The following is a 15806-nucleotide window of genomic DNA, read 5'->3' as shown; positions in this document are numbered from 1 at the left end:
TCAGTTTTTCCTGTCGAGGGTGAAGTCCAAACGCACCTGCTGATTGGGGGCCGCGACCGCCTTGCCGGCTTCTAATCTCGGCTTGTACTTCCACTTTTTTACCGCAGCCAGGGCCGACTTGTCGAAGATGCGGCGGGGATTGGCGTCCGCCACCTGTACATTGGTCACGGCGCCGTTGGCCTGGACATCAAAGCGTACAATCACATAACCTTCGATGCCATTCTGGGCCGCATCTATCGGGTACTGGGGCTCAATTTGTACCACGGGCATCACCTCGTAATCCGAGGTGCCGCCGGGACCATTGTCAATTACGGGTGGTTGCGGCAACTCGGTAATTGTTGGAGTTTCAATTGTCCCATTTGGCGCGCCTGCTACAGGCGTGGTCACTCTGGGGGGGCTGATCATCTCCGGTGGCTTTGGCAACTCGCGGTTGGTTTTGGGCGGGAGCTCAACTATGGTCTGGGTGATTTCTATCGTTGGTGTCGTTACAGTAGTTGGCGGCGCCATGGGCGGTTGATAAATCAACCGCGCCATACAGGCAAACAGCGCCAGGGTAATTAACGCGCCCATCGCTGTGATGGAAGTTTTTTGTACCAGCATATTGTTCATGGTGTTCCCCTTCCTTAATTAACTCTTCCCTGATAGAGCTAGCAGCAAAGTGTGACCGACGACAAACATTTTCTTACATTTATTCCCAATAAATGCAAAAACTTACAATGCAAAAACGGTTAGGTTACTGTTTGTTTACTTAATTAGATCTAAAAGTTTACTATTGAGGCAAATATGAAACACAAGTGGTTGTTGGGAGTTTGTGTGCTGACCAACCTGCTGCTGATGCAGGCCCAGGCAGCAGAAAATGCTGATGCTATCGCTTCTGCCATCAGTGCCAGCGAACGGCCGGCTACAGACAGGGTAAGGGATGCAAACCGGCATCCACAGGAAATATTGCACTTTTTCGAGGTGCAGCCGGGACAACAGATATTGGATTTGTTTTCCGGTGGCGGTTACTACACCGAATTGCTGGCCCGGACTGTGGGGCCCAAGGGCAAAGTTGTTGCCCACAATAACCAGGCTTATCTGCCCTTTGCCGCCGAAGACCTGAAACGTCGCAGCTACAGCGAGCGTTTGCCGAATGTGGAGTCGCTGATCGCCGAGGCCAACGACCTGAGCTTTGCCGATGCCAGCTTCGATCGTATTTTCTTCGTGCTTGGCTTCCATGACACCTATTTTCATGATGACAGCTGGCCGGCCATAGACGTGGATCGCCTCACTGCCCTGTTCTACCGGGCTCTCAAGGCCGATGGTTATGTGGCCATCATAGACCATGCCACAGTGCCCGGTGCCGATGTCAGCAGCGCGGAAAAGCTGCATCGCATTGATCGCAGTGAGGTGATCCGTCGCATGGAACAGGCGGGTTTCAAACTGCTGGACAGCACTGATGTGTTGGAGAATCCGGACGATCCCTTGACCCTGTCCGTGTTCGATCCTTCGGTTCGCGGCAAAACCAGCCGTTTTGTGCTGAAATTCGGCCGCGGTCATTGAGGTTTTGGATGGCATGAGCGGCCGGCTGAGGCTGGCCAGGCTCCCATGCCCTGAAAAAAGAAGCAGAAGTGCTATTCGCCGGTTTCGGCCAGCACGCTGTTACGCAGCTGAATCACTTCACTGTGCCTGAGGTGGAGCAAATCGGCGCTTTTACGGATGATTTGTTCTTCATAACGGCACAGTTTTCCATCGGCGAACGCCAGGCGCCACATGGCCAGCAGCAGGGCCTGTTTCTGCTGCAGATCGAACCTGTGGTTGAGCTTATCGGTAAATTCAAATAACGAGGTGGCGTTCTGGTGATGCAACTTGGCGTCCACTATCAGTTGGTTGGCTGCTGTTTCATTTATCTCCAGCAGTTCCATCAGTAACTCGGGCAAGAGCCGGGACTCGGTCTGCGACAACTCGTCATCGGCCAGCACCACTTCCACCAACATGACGGCCGCGGCCAACCCAATGTCCTCTTCCGGTTGCCCGGCCTGTTGCCATTTGGCGTTAAGCAGATTTTTCAATACGGCTATCATGCTCGGCTCTCCTGGATCTCTGGCCACTGCAATTGCCAAATCAAGGCGATTTTTGCAGCGCTTTTGCGCCCGGTCACAGCATTAGTGCTGTGCATCGGGGCCTGATATTGGGTATTCTTAGGGCCACTATAACATTGGGTCACTGCCTGCATCGACCGTTACAGGCTCGGCGCCGGATTTCTTGTTCATCAGTCATTGGAACGCACATGTCACTTTCTGCCATTTTGAGTGAAGCCTATTATTTTTTCCGCAATCATCTGGGCCAATTGGCCGTTCTGACCATGCCGCTGTTGTTGCTGCAGGTGGGTATCCAGGCCTGGCTTGGCCATGAACTGGCCATAGCCGACGCCACTGATCCCAAGTTCGGCGCGCCCCACTTTATCGCCGTGATGGTGCTGCTGGTCATTTTTTCTATCTTGATTGCTGCCCTGACGCTATTCCTGCAATTGCGCTCCGATGGCCATGAACTCAGCAGCGGTGCCGTATTGAAGGCCAGCTTGCCCTTTGTGCCGCCCCTGCTGCTGGCCGCCGTGTTTTCAGGCATGGCAATTGTGGCGCCTGTGATGCTGTTTGCGGCCTTTGGTCCCTTCTGGATCATTGGCCTGTCCATCAGCTTCTACCTGTTTGCCCGTTTGGCCTATGTGAATTTTATGGTTGTGGTGGAGCACATTACACCGCTTGAGGCCATCAAGAGCAGCTTCGTGTTCAGTGGCCCCATCGCCTTCAGAACCATGGTGTTACTGCTGCTCTATATCCCGCTGTCACTTGTGGGGGGCACTCTGGCCCAGGCCGCCCAGTTGGTGGGCCTGCCGTTGCAAATCCTGGTGGAAACCCTGTTTGCCTTTATCGGCCTGTTCGTTAACGTTGCCCTGTATCGTTTATACATGGTGCAACGGCAGCAACAGGCCGGCTGATGTCACACCCGACTCGGTAACGGGGCCATTTGGCCCCGTTTTGCTTTGGGCAAAAAAAAAGGCCCTGGAGAGGGCCAAGTGCTGCTGTTGTCATTGAGCGCTGGGGACGACAGCGCTCATCGAGGCTCAGTCAGCCGGGTCATGGTCAAAGGTGCGGCCCTGATGGGGCCTGGGTTGGAAACTGTCGTCAAATCGAAAACGCCCGAATGCGCTGCCATCATGGCTTGCTTGTCTGGCTGCCAATTTACCTTTCAGCCATTGTCTGCCGAAGGTGGCCAGCACCAGGGTGCTGATAGCCGCAGCAAGAAACAGCAAGGGCAAGAGGATCAATCCCAGCGCCAGTACCGCAATGCCTGCGGCAAACATCAACAGACCGCGAGCACCGGCAAAGCGGTTGTCAAAGGGTTGATGGGCTTGGAACTGGCTGTAGATCATGGCGTTTTCCTGTATTGAACTGAGGCTTCAGTCTGCACCCCTTTGGGCCGCTGATCACGTGAATTATGGTTAATCTGAATTTAATCCGGCAGTGGGCGTTGCCAGCTGACCGAAGGCTCCGCTGACGCTTTGGCAGATAATGTCGCGGATCCATTGATGGCCGGGATCGGCATTGTTGCGCTGGTGCCACAGCAGCACATAGGCGAGGGGGATAAAGTCGAATGGCAGCGGTAATATCACCAGCGGATACAGCTTAATGGCATGGCGGGCAAAGCTTTCGGGCAGGGTAAAGACCAGATCCGTATGGGCGCAAACGCTGGCCGCGCCGTAAAAGTCCGGTACCGTGGTGCACAGGCTGCGCTGCCGGCCCATCTCCGCCAGGTGATAATCCAGTGCCCACCAGTCGCTGCCCTCACAGCGAACCTGCACATGCTGCACCCCCAGATAGGCGTCTATATTCCATGCACCGGCCTGATGCAGTGCCAGCAGCGGATGTCCCTGACGCACCAGACAAACCTGGCTGTCGGTAAACAAGGTTTGGTGACAGATGCCCTCGGGTAAGTTGTCGATATGGAAATTGGACTGGGGCTGAAGATCGATTCCATCTATGCCAAAGTCAATTTGCCCCAGTTGCAGGTCGCTGATGGACTTCTCGCTCCACATATAGGAGTTGATGCGCAGGTTCGGCGCCTGGGCCAGCAGCGGACCAATAAACCCCGGGATCAGGGTTTCATAGGCACTTTCTACCATGGCAAAGCTGAAGCTGCGATTGCTGCTTGCTGGGTCAAAGCCGGGCGGCAGGGTCAATTGGTACACCTCCTGTAACAGGCGCGGCAATTTTTGTCCCAGCATCAGCGCATGGGCCGAGGGCTTGAGGCCGTGGGCGGTGCGGGAAAACAAGGGATCACCCAGGGTTTCCCTGAGTCGACTCAGGCTCTTGCTCAGTGCCGACTGGCTGACATTGAGCCTGGCGGCGGCCCGGGTCACGCTTTGCTCTTCCAACAGCACCTGTAAGATCACCAAGAGGTTGAGATCCAAGCGCGCCAACTTATCCAAATGCATGAGATATTCCTATATGGAAATTTGCTTTGGATTATATACCATTTCTATTCATACCATGGGTGCGGGTAACATGGGCCAATATTGTCGCGGATTGTAGTTGGAAAATGCCTGTCAAGTTGCTGCCTATTTTGATGTCCCTGGTGCTGCTGAGCCCCCTGGCCATAGATATTTATCTGCCCTCCATACCTGCCATGGCGCGGGACTTCAGTGTCAGCTCCGGTGCAGTGCAATCCACCCTGGTACTGTTTTTGTTCGCCATGGGCGTGGGACAAATACTCATAGGTCCGCTGGCGGATCGTTTTGGTCGCAGGCCTGTGGCCCTGTTCGGCATCTTGCTGTACGTGGCGAGCAGCTTGTTGGCGGCGGCAGCCCTTGAGTTTGAATGGTTGCAATTGGCCCGCCTGCTTCAGGGCCTGGCGGCCTGCTCTACTTCGATAGTGGCCTTCAGTGCGGTGCGCGACCGCTTCAGTCCTGCCGAAGGTGCGCGCATTTACAGTTATCTCAATGGCGCCATCTGTGTGGTACCGGCCCTGGCCCCTACCCTGGGTGGCCTGTTGGCACTGCAATTTGGCTGGCGCTCCACCTTCGCTTTTATGGCGCTCTATGGCCTGTTGATGCTGCTGGTGGTGGGATATCGCCTACCTGAAACCCGTCCGGCCTACACCGACAGTCAGGGGCGACTCTACAGTTGGGCCAGGTACAAGCCGGTATTGGCCAACAGTCACTTCATGTTTTACGCCCTGACCTGCATGGCGGCCATGGCGGCTATTCTCAGCTATGTGTCCTATTCGCCGGTATGGCTGATTGGCAAACTGGGGGTATCCGAACTGACCTTCTCCGGGCTGTTTGGTCTCAATGCCCTGGTCAACGTCATAGCCTGCTTTGCGGCGCCGGTAGTGACCAAACGTCTGGGCAACAGGCCAACGGTCATTGTCGCCCTGTGGCTGATGACCCTGGCGGCGCTGCTGGAACTGGTGTTGCAGTTGCCTGTCTGGTCCGGTCCCTTGGCGGCCTCATTTGCTTTTATGCTGCCCATGATGTTGCTGTGTGTAGGATTTGCTCTTTTGCTTGGACCTGCCACCAGTATGGCACTGGCTCCCTTTGGTGAGCGGGCCGGCACGGCCACGGCCATGTTGGGTTTTATCCAGATGAGTGGGGCTTCGGTGATTGCGGCCCTGGTGCAGGTGACACCAATGCCGGCGCCGTTGGCGCTGGGGTTGCCCATGGGGGCCATGGCATTTTTACTGCTGGGGGTGATGGGAATGAAACATCTCAGCCACTGGCACAGGGAGCCGCTCAGCGACTGAGAATAAAGTCAGCCCAGAAGCTGGCTTCTGGGTTGATGCAATCGGTTTCGTTAAACCAAATTAGAAACGACCGTTGAGGCCTATGTTGGCAAACATGCCGTCGCTATCGGGTTCAATCGTCTTGGCCAAGGCAAAGGTCAGGGATATGTTGTCGCTCAAACGCAACCAGTAGGCGGTTTGCAGTCCGTAAGCATCATCACCATCCTCGTCTATGCTGTAATGGCCACCGATGGACCAAGCGCGGGTAAGGTACCAATCAGCGTTCAAATTGAGTGCGCTGTTGGAGTCGCCATCCATGCGGCTATGGGTCACGTTCATCTGCAAGTCCACACCGGCGGTGCTTTGCATTTTGATATAGCTACGCACTCCCAGAGCATAATGATCAACACTGAAATCTGAACCTGGCCAGTTTGAGTCGCTTTCCTGGCGGCTGTATGAAGCGAAAGCCGCCGAATGGTCGTTGAAATAGTAGCCCCCGCCGAAGCTGTAGACATGGCTGTCAAAGCTGGCGAAATCAGAGCCGAATTCAACTTTGTCGTAACCAGCCAGTAGGAACCACTTGTTGCTGAACACGTACTGACCATCGAGATGATAGGCATCAAGATCGGCATCGTCTACGGTGGTGTAGCCGGCACCAAGATTGGAGGTCTGGGCCAAAAAGCCGCTGAGGGCGTAGGGTTGCTGTTCCTGGGAGACCGGAGAAGCGTAGAACCTGTAGCCCAGATTCCAGCTGCCATCGCCGAAGTCGTCGGTATTGGAGCCATAACTCACAGACGCTTCATGTTGGAAGGGCACATCTGCGGCTGCGTAAGACAGGCCAGATGCCAGCATCATTGCCAGGGCAAGAGGGATTTGTTTATTTGTCATGTTACTTTCCTTGTTAATTTGCATAGCTGCGCAAGAAATTCATTACCGTCAACCATTCAGTAACTTGCACATCCTTGTCGCGCGGCCACTATAGCAGCTCCGCCAGTCTTGGCAATTGGTAGCCAGGCTGGGTTAAACTTTGGTTACAAAGTTCAAGATTGGAATACGGCCTTGTCCCGGGAATATTGTCCCAAGTGTGGTTATCCGCTGGCGGTCTGTCTCTGTGCCGCCATCAGCCCAATGGGTTGTGATGTGGATATCTGGGTGTTGCAGCATCCGGATGAGGCGTCCCATGCCAAAAACACTGCCCGTTTGTTGCCCCTGGTGTTGCCGCAAACCCGGATCCTCTGCGGCGAATCCAAGACGGATTTTGTTGATGTGCAGGCCGAACTTACTGCCCGCGCCGGCCCCCTGTATCTGGTGTACCCGCAAGATGAGACTTCCGAGCCTGACATCGCACCATGCTCTGCGGGTGCCGGACAATCGGGCGGCAGACCTTTGCTGCTGCTTATCGATGCCACCTGGCGCAAGGCATTGAAGATGTACCATCTCAATCCCTGGCTCCATGGCTTGCCGAGGCTGAGTTTCCAGCCGCAAATCGGTTCCGACTACAGGATCCGCAAGGCCGGTCGCAGTGATAGCCTGTCGACCCTGGAAGCTGTGGCCCATGGTCTGCAATGCCTGCACCCCGGGCTGGATGTGGCGCCTTTGCTCGCCGCGCAAACCGCCATGGTGACCAAGCGCCTGGCGGCCATGCCGGCGCAGGTACGGGCCCGCTACCGGGAGAGCTAACTGGACCGAGTCCTCTGTGGCTGAGGTTGCCTAAAAAGCCAGGGGCGGTGACAATAAACCCCTGTCTCCAACGGAGGGAACACCATGAAATTCCTATTCACTCTGGTATTGATGCTCGCTTGTGCAGCCACTGCGACGTTTGCGGCTGACGACACTAAACCCAGGTTGGTCATGAAGGCGGAAAAGGCCCATGAACAGCAGCTGGTGACCGAGGCCGAGCAGTTGCAGAAGGCCAAGGCCGCCGCGGCCGCCACCGAGGCCCGCGAGCAAAAGTTGCTTGAGCGGCAACAGCATGGTGACTGGGAAGACAGCCAGCGCCAAAAGGCGGCGCAGCAATTCAGCGAACGGGAACTCAGGGAGCATAAGTACCTCAAACAAGCTCAGGATGCTGCCAAGCAGGAGCGCAAAATAGTTGAGCAGAAGCCTAAGAGCCCTAAGCTGGAGCCTAAGAAGCCCAAGCCATGAGTATCTTTTCCTGTGCCCTTTGTGGTGGAAGATCCTTATACCTGTTCGCAGAGGACAGGCGTCGCCCCTATTTTCGCTGCCGTGAATGCGCCCTGGTACAGGTGCCTGAACCCTTCTATTTATCGGCGACTGAGGAAAAGGCCGAGTACGACAAACACGATAATGGTGCCGATACCCCGGGTTACCGCAGCTTCCTTTCCCGTACCCTGATACCGGTACTGGCGCGTTTGCCCGCTGACGCAGAAGGATTGGATTTCGGTTGTGGCGCCGGCGCTTTACTTTCGAAGATGGCCTCCGAGCAAGGTTTTCAGTTCGCCAACTACGATCTCTATTATTATCCCGATAAAGCGGCGCTCGACAGGCGCTACGACTGCGTGACTCTGACCGAAGTGATAGAGCATGTGGCCGATGCGGCATGCCTGATGCGTCAATTGCAGCAATTGCTTAAACCAGGCGGTCTGTTGGCTATCATGACCAAGCGGGTATTGAATGCCGAGGCCTTTGGCCGCTGGCATTACAAGAATGACCCCACCCATATCAATTTTTATTCCGATGAAACCTTCGCCTGGCTGGCGGCGGAACTGGGTTGGCAACTGGAGCTGGTGGACAAGGATGTGGTGTTTTTCCGACTGCCGGATTAACAACAGGCCCACAGGAGTGTAGCTTAGGGCCTTCAGATACCAATATTCCCCATGCGCCCGGTGCTCGCGTTTGTATTGGGCAAGAACAAGTTGGTGAAAACAGCGTCGAAGCCATGACCTCGGTGGCTCTGAAGGCCCTGAATACGCTGTAATTATTGCCCTGATTACCGGCTTTTCGCCGGTATAACCTGAGGTTACAAATTCGCTCCCTGTCCGGCTTGTGTTGCCGGCGGGGATTGCGTCTAATAACGTGTTTAACTATTTGATAACTATTCGCCAAGGAGCAGGATGCCAATGAAGCGCACACTGTCAGCCCTGGTGCTTGCCATGGGGCTGATGACAGTCCAGGGACAGAGCCAGGCCACCACTGTTGCCGATATCCAGGAATTTACCCTGAATAACGGTATGAAAATCATGGTATTGGAGGACTCCTCCATACCCAATGCCAACATGTATCTGTTCTGGAAGGTGGGTTCCCGCAACGAGGCTCCGGGGATCACTGGGATCTCCCACTTTTTTGAGCACATGATGTTCAACGGTGCCAAAAAGTACGGTCCGAAGATGTTCGACCGCACCATGGAAGCGGCCGGTGGCGCCAACAACGCCTACACCACGGAAAACACTACTGTTTATACCGACTGGTTCCCCAGCTCGGCCCTGGAAACCATTTTCGATCTCGAAGCCGATCGCATTGCCAATCTGGATATCAACGCCAAGATGGTTGAGAGCGAGCGCGGTGTGGTGGCGTCCGAACGTACCACGGGACTGGAAAACTCCAACTGGCGCACCCTGATGGAAGAGCTGAAAGGTGCCGCCTTCCGTGCCCACCCCTACAGCTGGCCCGTCATAGGCCATGAGTCGGATATTGCCGCCTGGACCCTGGACGACCTGGTGCAATATCACAAGACCTATTATGCCCCCAACAATGCCGTGGTGGTGGTGGCCGGTGACGTCAAGCTGGCCGAAGTTAAGGCCCTGGCCGACAAGTATTTCGCACCGATCCCGGCCCAGGCCCCACCCCGAGATATCAAGACGGTGGAGCCCGAGCAAAAGGGTGAGCGTAGGGTCTATGTGCAGAAGGCCTCTGTGACCAGCCCCAATGTGATGATGGCTTACCATGTACCGGCTACCCGCCATGAAGACTACTACGCGTTGGATCTGCTGGCCTCGATTTTGAGCCAGGGCAACAGTTCGCGCCTGTACCAGGCTTTGGTGGATAAAGAGCTGGCGCTGGAAGTGGACACCTATTTCCCCATGTCCTTTGACCCCAATCTGTATTACCTCATGGGTGTCGCGGCGCCGGGTGTCAGTGCCGACCAGCTGGAAAAGGCGCTGATTGCCGAGACCAACAAAATTGCCGCCGAAGGTGTGACTCAGGAAGAGTTGGAAAAAGCCAAAAACATCAAGTTGATGGATTTTTATCGCACCATGGAAACCATAGATGGCAAGGCCAATACCCTGGGCACCTATGAACTGTTCTTTGGCAGCTTCGACAAGTTGTTCAGTGCTCCTGATGCCTACAACAAGGTGACCACGGCCGACATTCAACGTGTGGTGCAGACCTATCTGAAGCGCGCCAATCGTACCGTTGCCATTTTGGATGCCACCGAGGAGACAGATAAATGAAGTTGAGCAAGTTAAAACTCGTGGTGGCGATGGCGACTGTGATGACCCTGGGTGCCTGTGCCATGACCCAAGGCACTGGCGTCGCCACTCAAAATAACAGCCCGGCCAAGGGCTTCGTGGTGCCCGCTTACGAAAGACTGACACTGGACAACGGTCTGACCCTGTTCCTGATGCCTCAAAAGGAAGTGCCGCTGATCACTGTCAACGCCGTGGTCCGTGCCGGCAGTGTCAATGACAGTACCGCGGGCATAGCGTCCATGACGGCCCAGGGATTGCTTTTGGGTGCCGCGGGCCGCTCAAAGTCCGAGTTGGAGCAGACGGTGGATTTCCTCGGCGCCAGCTTAAGTGCCGATGCCGGCAAGGAAGGCAGTGTACTGGCGGCGGATTTCATGGCCAAGGACACAGAGGTAATGCTGCCGCTATTTGCCAACGTGCTGATGCGCCCCGACTTCAATAGCGATGAGTTTGCCAAGCTGCAGCAGCGGGAGATTGCCGGTCTGAGCCAGGCCAAGGAAAGCCCCCGCGCCGTGATTGGCCGTTACTTCGACAAATTGGTATTTGGCCAGCATCCCTACGGTAACGCCGGTTCGGGCACCCGGGAATCCCTGGCCACCCTCAACGCGGACGCACTGCGGGCATTCCATGCCAACTATTACCTGCCGGGTAACACGGCCATCAGCGTGGTTGGTGACTTTGACCCTGCCTCCATGAAGCAGCGACTCCAAGCTCTGTTTGGCGGTTGGCACAAGGTGGAAGGCCTCAAACAGCCGGACCTCAAGGCAGGACTGCCCAAGCTCGACAAGAGCCGGGTGCTGCTGGTGGACAAGGGCGATGCCATAGAGACTACCTTCCTTATCGGCAGTCTGGGGATCAGCCGCGACAACCCCGACTATGTGGGGCTGAGCGTGGTCAACACCATACTCGGTGGCCGCTTTACCTCTTGGCTCAATGACGAGCTCAGGGTCAATGCCGGTCTGACCTATGGCGCCCACTCTGGCTTTGTGCCCTACAGCAGCGCCGGTGTGTTCCAGATCAGCACCTTTACCAAGATGGCGACCACTGAGCAGGCCATAGATCTGGCGCTCAAGACTTACGCCAGACTGTGGGAGCAGGGAATAGACAAGGCAACCCTGGATTCGGCCAAGGCCTATGTCAAAGGCCAGTTCCCGCCCAAGTTCGAGACCGCGGGGCAGCTGGCGGGTCTGCTGTCGGACATGTACCTCTACGGCTTTGATGACAGCTTCATCAATGAATTCCAGCAGCGGGTTGATGGTCTGACACTGGCCGAGGCTCAGCGTCTGGTGGCGAGCTATTTCCCCCGTGAAAATCTGCAATTTGTGCTGATCGGCAATGCCGCTGAAATAGCACCGATTGCGGCCAAGTACGGTGAGGTCATCAAGGTCAATATCCAGGATGTGGGTTTCGGCAACTGAGCCCAAGCTTAGTCATCAGCCAAAGGCCTGCAATTGCAGGCCTTTTTCTTTATCGACTGCTGGCTGTGGGGATCTGTTCTACACTTTATTCCAGGTTTGGCGCAGTCGCCGCAAGAGCTGAAAGGACGGGCTATGACAATGGCAGATCAGAGCAACATGGAAGAAGGAATGTCGGTGGATATGTTGGAGCGGGCACTGCTGGGTCAGGCCAACTGGGTGCATGTGCAGGAGACGGTCAAGTTGCTGTTGCTTTCCATGGCCCAAATAGAACTGACCCTGACCGACGGTGACTACAATGTTACCGGTCTGGGACAGCAGTTTACCGATATGGCCTCCCACTTACGCCAGGTTAACCTGCATTTGGCACAGCAGCCGGACACTCCGACTGACATTATCCGCCATGGCATCTCCCTGGAAACCGAAATCGATAAGGGAGTGGTGGCCTTCCAGTTTTATGACCGCCTGTCACAGCGGCTGCAACACGTGGTGACCGGGCTGGCACTGACGGAGGAACTGCTCTGCGATGAAGAACAAAGGCTCAGGGTTGAGGCCTGGGAAAAAATACAGCAGCAGATAAAAACTACATACTCTCTTGAATGTGAAAGAAAAATGTTCGATCTTGTGCTGCAGGGCACTCCACTTCATGAAGCCTTGGCACTCTATCGGGATGAACACCTTTACCGTAAAGACGATATCGAACTCTTTTAGCGCCCTGCTATTGTTCGGCTGTGCGCCGCTGCTGGCGGCGCCAGCTTCCTTTGGCGACTTCTGTCGCACCCTTGCCGGTCACTGGCAGGGGCCCTCCGCCCAAGCCCAGGAAACCCCAAAGACAGTTAGCACAGAGGTACTTTGCTCCGCCGATGGTCGCCAGTTGGTGATTTCGGTCAGCGAAGCGGCCCGTCACAGCTTCAGTGAAACCTGGTGGTTCAGGTTGCAGCAGGAAGAACAGATCTGGCTGACCTATTACGATGGCGTCGGCGAGGACAAACGCCAGCGCTTCAGCCTCTATCGCCGTGGAGATGGTTACTCGTTGCTGGGAGAGGGCAAGCTGGACGACAGACCGGCGCTGATCCAACTCTTGTTTGAACCCAAGGGCCAGGGCTGGCAATGGCTGCAACAATCCCAATTCCTCGACGACGACGCCGAGCAGTACCGGTTTTACCGCGGGATTTCGCTGCAGCCTGAGCGGCCCTGAATTCAAGGTGCCAGGGGAAAAACCCAGTAACAGCCACTGATGTGACGGGGCTGAGTCAAGCTGGCCTATGACTTGAGATGGTTGTTTTTCTTTGTCATGGCAACTGGGGAGCAATAGTTGACAGATGCCGGCTCAGTTGAGCCTGGCATGTAATGCATTTCGATAGGTTTTACCTATGGTCAGCTCGCAGTCCCCAATCACCAGGTAATCCTTATCTATGAGATCAACATAGGCTAAGTTCACTATGTAAGAGCGGTGAATCCTAATAAAGTCAAACCCTTGTAGCTGCTTATCGATTTCACTCATGGTTTGCAGTATCAGGTAATGTTTGTCTTTCAACTTGATTTTCAGATAATCCCCTTGAGCTTCAATAAAGAGAATCTCTTGGATATCTACCCGTTTCTTTATGCCATCGATCTTGATGAACATATAGTCTTTACTTGGGCCAGTGATGGCGGTTCCGTTAAGACTTATCTTGTTTATAGCCTGAAGAAATCGGGGGAAAGCCACAGGCTTTAATAGATAATCAATGGCACTCAGACCAAAGCCTTCAACCGCAAAATCATCATGGGCAGTGACAAAAATGGTTTTGATGGGACGAACCAAGCTTTTACACAGCTCTATACCATTCAGTCCCGGCATGTCGATATCTGAAATCAAGACATCGACATCATGGGAATTCATGTATTGCATGGCCAGCAAGGGATCTTCGAAGGTCGCGCAGACTTCCAACTGAGGGATCTTGCTGCAATATGACAATAACAGCGAAATTGCCGGCTGCTCATCATCAACTATGACAAGCTTCATTACTATTCAGCTCCATATAAGTATTAAAAATATTGTCTTCGACGGTTACCACAAATTTATGGCACTGGGGGTAGAGATAACTCAATCTGTCTTTGACATTAGCCAGTCCCAATCCGCCACTTTTATTTGATGCCAAGGTGGAGGTATTGATTGGGTTGGCTGTTGTAACCGTGATTTTATTTTCTTTGCAGACAATAGAAATGACAATGTCGGCATCACTTTTAGGGCCATAACCATGCTTTACCGCATTTTCTACCAGAGGCATTAACAGCATGGGGTATACCCTGACATCATGGTTTGCTCCGTGGACGGAGAAATTGATATTCAAACTGTCACCAAATCTAAGCTGTTGCAGGGCGATATATTGTTCAATAAAGGTAATTTCACGGCTGAGAAGAATGGGATCGTCCAGGTTTAAATAGAGCAGGTATCTCAATTGCTCGGCAAGATAGTTGATACCTTTAGCCGTGGTCATTGCGCCTTCCTGATAAGCACTTGAGTAGAGTGAATTTAAGGTATTGAACAAAAAGTGTGGGTTGGTTTGACTTTTTAGCAGCGCTAATTCGGCTTCCAGAACGGATAATTTCAGGGCTTTCTCAATATTTTTGTTGTCAAACCAATCTATTGTGAATCTAAAAAAAGTGGCACAAAGGCTGAAAAAACAGTTGGCAATGAGGTTGGACATGATCAGGTAATTAACCAGGGTTCTGTAAGTATCGGGGAGCTGGTTATCGATCAGTATGAGATCTAATTGCACATCCAGGTAGGTTGATATTCCTATGCAAAACAAGGAACCGACGAGAAAAAATTTTACCGAATGCGTTAAAGCCACCTTTGCCAGAAATGAATAAAACAGATAGAACAAGATCAGATTGGGTAGCAGATGCTGAAAAAAGTGAGTGCCCAGATAATCGGCTGGAAGTCCCGCAATATCGGGTTTCAGGCGTGATGAAAACAGGAAGGTAATGGCGGTGAGCAGCAATAAAAAGCAGCCATGAGCCAGTATCAGTCGCGCCCCTTGTCCTGCCTTGAAGCCGTTTTTTAGGGTACTTGTGTTTCTATTCATCGAGGCTTCAGGTCCGTTTAACGGGAAATAGGGCAGGTTAATCGAATATTTCACCTTACCCTGAACCCGCTCGTTATTCTAGCTCCAACTTAATTTGAGGAGACTAGAGATGCAATTCTTAACAAAATTTTGCGCAATTAATCTGTTTTTTATCTGGGGCCTGGTGTTCCCTGCTGCTGCTCTCGCCAGCGAGCCTGATTTAGTATCAAAGACCTCTTGTTTCGCAAATGACAGGCAGACTTATGATGGATTTGTTGCGTTTTCCACCGTGGATGTGCTCACCCGCATGGGAAAAGGTGATGGTTTCTTTGCAAAGCTGCTGTTTGAGCGAAAAATTAAAAATAGATTCAGTGAGGAGCGCTATCAGGAGGTCAAACAAACATATGACTGTTTTAATATTCGCTATCTGGTCGATGAGGTTGAGGTAGAGGGATACTACCTTGCCAGAAAGGATGGGAATGGTGATGTAAAAAAACCTTTGCTGATCTTTAATCGGGGTGGGAATGGCAAATTTGGTTCATTGAGTTTATTTGGATTTCTTGAAACCCAAAGCCGATTTGCCGATGCCGGGTATATTGTGCTCGCCAGTCAATATAGGCAGCAGGATGAGTTTGGCGGCAAGGATCTCAATGATGTGATTAAGCTGGTTGAACTGGGGCGGCGCTTACCCGAAGTTGACCCTGCCCGAGTCGCTATGTTTGGGGTCAGTCGGGGCGGGCATATGACTTATATGGCTGCCCGGCAGCAGCTGAATTTGAAGACCATTATCGTATGGGCCGGTATGTCAGATCTGACCAAAACCCATGAAGAACGCCCCGAGATGGAAGCTGTATATCAATACCGGATCCCCAACTATCAAACCAACACCCAGGCAGAATTGGAAAAGCGTTCAGTGATGTTCTGGTACCAGGATTTACCTGACAACATGCCTGTTTTACTGCTCCACGGTGATAAGGACGATCGGGTGAATGTGGCACAATCCCGCAGGCTTGCTGATAGGCTGATACAAGCAGGGCGCCCCCATGAACTGGTCATTTACCGGGATGGGGATCATGGACTCAAGCCTCACCGTGAAGCGGCATTCAACAAGATTTTGGCTTGGCTGAAAATCTATCTCTAATGTCACCAGTGTG

18 protein-coding genes are annotated in these 15806 nt (G+C 53.5%); 11 read left to right on the top strand and 7 right to left on the bottom strand.

The features are described from left to right. Window positions 1–609, bottom strand: coding sequence for an energy transducer TonB (locus JYB84_RS17525; RefSeq protein ID WP_207321285.1), 609 nt, complete (start codon window positions 607–609; stop codon window positions 1–3). A gap of 174 nt (window positions 610–783) precedes the next feature. Here JYB84_RS17525 and JYB84_RS17520 point away from each other — a divergent pair, with 174 nt between their 5' ends. Further along, entirely contained in the window at window positions 784–1542 is a 759-nt protein-coding gene (locus JYB84_RS17520; protein WP_228289659.1) for a class I SAM-dependent methyltransferase, read from the top strand. A gap of 71 nt (window positions 1543–1613) precedes the next feature. Here JYB84_RS17520 and JYB84_RS17515 read toward each other — a convergent pair whose 3' ends face one another. Continuing rightward, window positions 1614–2063: a tellurite resistance TerB family protein gene (locus JYB84_RS17515; RefSeq protein ID WP_207321284.1), complete on the bottom strand. Its 450-nt coding sequence runs from the start codon at window positions 2061–2063 to the stop codon at window positions 1614–1616. A 206-nt stretch (window positions 2064–2269) separates the two neighbouring features. Here JYB84_RS17515 and JYB84_RS17510 point away from each other — a divergent pair, with 206 nt between their 5' ends. Next, window positions 2270–2977, top strand: a complete 708-nt coding sequence (locus tag JYB84_RS17510) for a hypothetical protein (protein ID WP_207321283.1) — start codon at window positions 2270–2272, stop codon at window positions 2975–2977. 126 nt (window positions 2978–3103) lie between these two features. Here JYB84_RS17510 and JYB84_RS17505 read toward each other — a convergent pair whose 3' ends face one another. Continuing rightward, on the bottom strand, window positions 3104–3412 hold the full coding sequence (locus JYB84_RS17505) for a hypothetical protein (protein WP_207321282.1): 309 nt from the start codon (window positions 3410–3412) through the stop codon (window positions 3104–3106). A gap of 69 nt (window positions 3413–3481) precedes the next feature. Next, entirely contained in the window at window positions 3482–4474 is a 993-nt protein-coding gene (locus JYB84_RS17500; RefSeq protein WP_207321281.1) for a LysR family transcriptional regulator, read from the bottom strand. 104 nt (window positions 4475–4578) lie between these two features. Between JYB84_RS17500 and JYB84_RS17495 the strand changes: the two genes are divergently transcribed. Next, a complete protein-coding gene (locus tag JYB84_RS17495) occupies window positions 4579–5781 on the top strand; it encodes a multidrug effflux MFS transporter (protein ID WP_207321280.1) in 1203 nt (400 codons plus the stop codon). A gap of 60 nt (window positions 5782–5841) precedes the next feature. On the opposite strand, the gene JYB84_RS17490 is transcribed toward JYB84_RS17495, so the two are convergent. Continuing rightward, window positions 5842–6648 carry a putative porin gene (locus JYB84_RS17490; protein ID WP_228290834.1) on the bottom strand — a complete coding sequence of 269 codons (807 nt, stop codon included), beginning with the start codon at window positions 6646–6648 and terminating at the stop codon, window positions 5842–5844. A gap of 171 nt (window positions 6649–6819) precedes the next feature. Between JYB84_RS17490 and JYB84_RS17485 the strand changes: the two genes are divergently transcribed. From JYB84_RS17485 to JYB84_RS17455, 7 genes are all read left to right on the top strand, one after another. Further along, entirely contained in the window at window positions 6820–7440 is a 621-nt protein-coding gene (locus JYB84_RS17485) for a tRNA-uridine aminocarboxypropyltransferase (RefSeq protein WP_207321279.1), read from the top strand. Window positions 7441–7524: 84 nt separating this feature from the next. Beyond that, entirely contained in the window at window positions 7525–7905 is a 381-nt protein-coding gene (locus JYB84_RS17480) for a hypothetical protein (protein WP_228289657.1), read from the top strand. Continuing rightward, window positions 7902–8546, top strand: coding sequence for a class I SAM-dependent methyltransferase (locus JYB84_RS17475; RefSeq protein WP_207321278.1), 645 nt, complete (start codon window positions 7902–7904; stop codon window positions 8544–8546). The genes JYB84_RS17480 and JYB84_RS17475 overlap by 4 nt, the downstream gene beginning before the upstream one ends. 294 nt (window positions 8547–8840) lie before the next feature. Then, on the top strand, window positions 8841–10172 hold the full coding sequence (locus JYB84_RS17470) for a M16 family metallopeptidase (RefSeq protein WP_207321277.1): 1332 nt from the start codon (window positions 8841–8843) through the stop codon (window positions 10170–10172). Further along, the gene (locus JYB84_RS17465; protein WP_207321276.1) at window positions 10169–11605 is read left to right on the top strand and encodes a M16 family metallopeptidase; all 1437 of its coding nucleotides are present in this window, start codon (window positions 10169–10171) and stop codon (window positions 11603–11605) included. The genes JYB84_RS17470 and JYB84_RS17465 overlap by 4 nt, the downstream gene beginning before the upstream one ends. A 132-nt stretch (window positions 11606–11737) precedes the next feature. Beyond that, window positions 11738–12313: a hypothetical protein gene (locus JYB84_RS17460; protein WP_228290832.1), complete on the top strand. Its 576-nt coding sequence runs from the start codon at window positions 11738–11740 to the stop codon at window positions 12311–12313. Next, complete coding sequence (locus JYB84_RS17455; protein WP_207321275.1) at window positions 12273–12800, top strand: hypothetical protein; 528 nt, start codon at window positions 12273–12275, stop codon at window positions 12798–12800. The genes JYB84_RS17460 and JYB84_RS17455 overlap by 41 nt, the downstream gene beginning before the upstream one ends. A 132-nt stretch (window positions 12801–12932) precedes the next feature. On the opposite strand, the gene JYB84_RS17450 is transcribed toward JYB84_RS17455, so the two are convergent. Beyond that, on the bottom strand, window positions 12933–13607 hold the full coding sequence (locus JYB84_RS17450) for a LytR/AlgR family response regulator transcription factor (protein WP_207321274.1): 675 nt from the start codon (window positions 13605–13607) through the stop codon (window positions 12933–12935). Beyond that, window positions 13588–14727: a sensor histidine kinase gene (locus JYB84_RS17445; RefSeq protein WP_207321273.1), complete on the bottom strand. Its 1140-nt coding sequence runs from the start codon at window positions 14725–14727 to the stop codon at window positions 13588–13590. The genes JYB84_RS17450 and JYB84_RS17445 overlap by 20 nt, the downstream gene beginning before the upstream one ends. A gap of 55 nt (window positions 14728–14782) precedes the next feature. Between JYB84_RS17445 and JYB84_RS17440 the strand changes: the two genes are divergently transcribed. Then, entirely contained in the window at window positions 14783–15793 is a 1011-nt protein-coding gene (locus JYB84_RS17440; protein ID WP_207321272.1) for an alpha/beta hydrolase family protein, read from the top strand. Window positions 15794–15806 lie beyond the last annotated feature (13 nt).

Source organism: Shewanella cyperi (genome assembly GCF_017354985.1).
GTDB lineage: Bacteria > Pseudomonadota > Gammaproteobacteria > Enterobacterales > Shewanellaceae > Shewanella > Shewanella cyperi.
Note: the sequence above shows the minus strand (reverse complement) of the source record. Positions and strands in the feature narration are given on the sequence as shown.

Bases quoted from the DNA above. Each gene is read 5' to 3' on its own strand.
- JYB84_RS17525 (WP_207321285.1), bottom strand. From the start codon at position 609: ATGAACAATATGCTGGTACAAAAAACTTCCATCACAGCGATGGGCGCG.
- JYB84_RS17520 (WP_228289659.1), top strand. From the start codon at position 784: ATGAAACACAAGTGGTTGTTGGGAGTTTGTGTGCTGACCAACCTGCTG.
- JYB84_RS17515 (WP_207321284.1), bottom strand. From the start codon at position 2,063: ATGATAGCCGTATTGAAAAATCTGCTTAACGCCAAATGGCAACAGGCC.
- JYB84_RS17510 (WP_207321283.1), top strand. From the start codon at position 2,270: ATGTCACTTTCTGCCATTTTGAGTGAAGCCTATTATTTTTTCCGCAAT.
- JYB84_RS17505 (WP_207321282.1), bottom strand. From the start codon at position 3,412: ATGATCTACAGCCAGTTCCAAGCCCATCAACCCTTTGACAACCGCTTT.
- JYB84_RS17500 (WP_207321281.1), bottom strand. From the start codon at position 4,474: ATGCATTTGGATAAGTTGGCGCGCTTGGATCTCAACCTCTTGGTGATC.
- JYB84_RS17495 (WP_207321280.1), top strand. From the start codon at position 4,579: ATGCCTGTCAAGTTGCTGCCTATTTTGATGTCCCTGGTGCTGCTGAGC.
- JYB84_RS17490 (WP_228290834.1), bottom strand. From the start codon at position 6,648: ATGACAAATAAACAAATCCCTCTTGCCCTGGCAATGATGCTGGCATCT.
- JYB84_RS17480 (WP_228289657.1), top strand. From the start codon at position 7,525: ATGAAATTCCTATTCACTCTGGTATTGATGCTCGCTTGTGCAGCCACT.
- JYB84_RS17475 (WP_207321278.1), top strand. From the start codon at position 7,902: ATGAGTATCTTTTCCTGTGCCCTTTGTGGTGGAAGATCCTTATACCTG.
- JYB84_RS17470 (WP_207321277.1), top strand. From the start codon at position 8,841: ATGAAGCGCACACTGTCAGCCCTGGTGCTTGCCATGGGGCTGATGACA.
- JYB84_RS17465 (WP_207321276.1), top strand. From the start codon at position 10,169: ATGAAGTTGAGCAAGTTAAAACTCGTGGTGGCGATGGCGACTGTGATG.
- JYB84_RS17460 (WP_228290832.1), top strand. From the start codon at position 11,738: ATGACAATGGCAGATCAGAGCAACATGGAAGAAGGAATGTCGGTGGAT.
- JYB84_RS17455 (WP_207321275.1), top strand. From the start codon at position 12,273: ATGAACACCTTTACCGTAAAGACGATATCGAACTCTTTTAGCGCCCTG.
- JYB84_RS17450 (WP_207321274.1), bottom strand. From the start codon at position 13,607: ATGAAGCTTGTCATAGTTGATGATGAGCAGCCGGCAATTTCGCTGTTA.
- JYB84_RS17440 (WP_207321272.1), top strand. From the start codon at position 14,783: ATGCAATTCTTAACAAAATTTTGCGCAATTAATCTGTTTTTTATCTGG.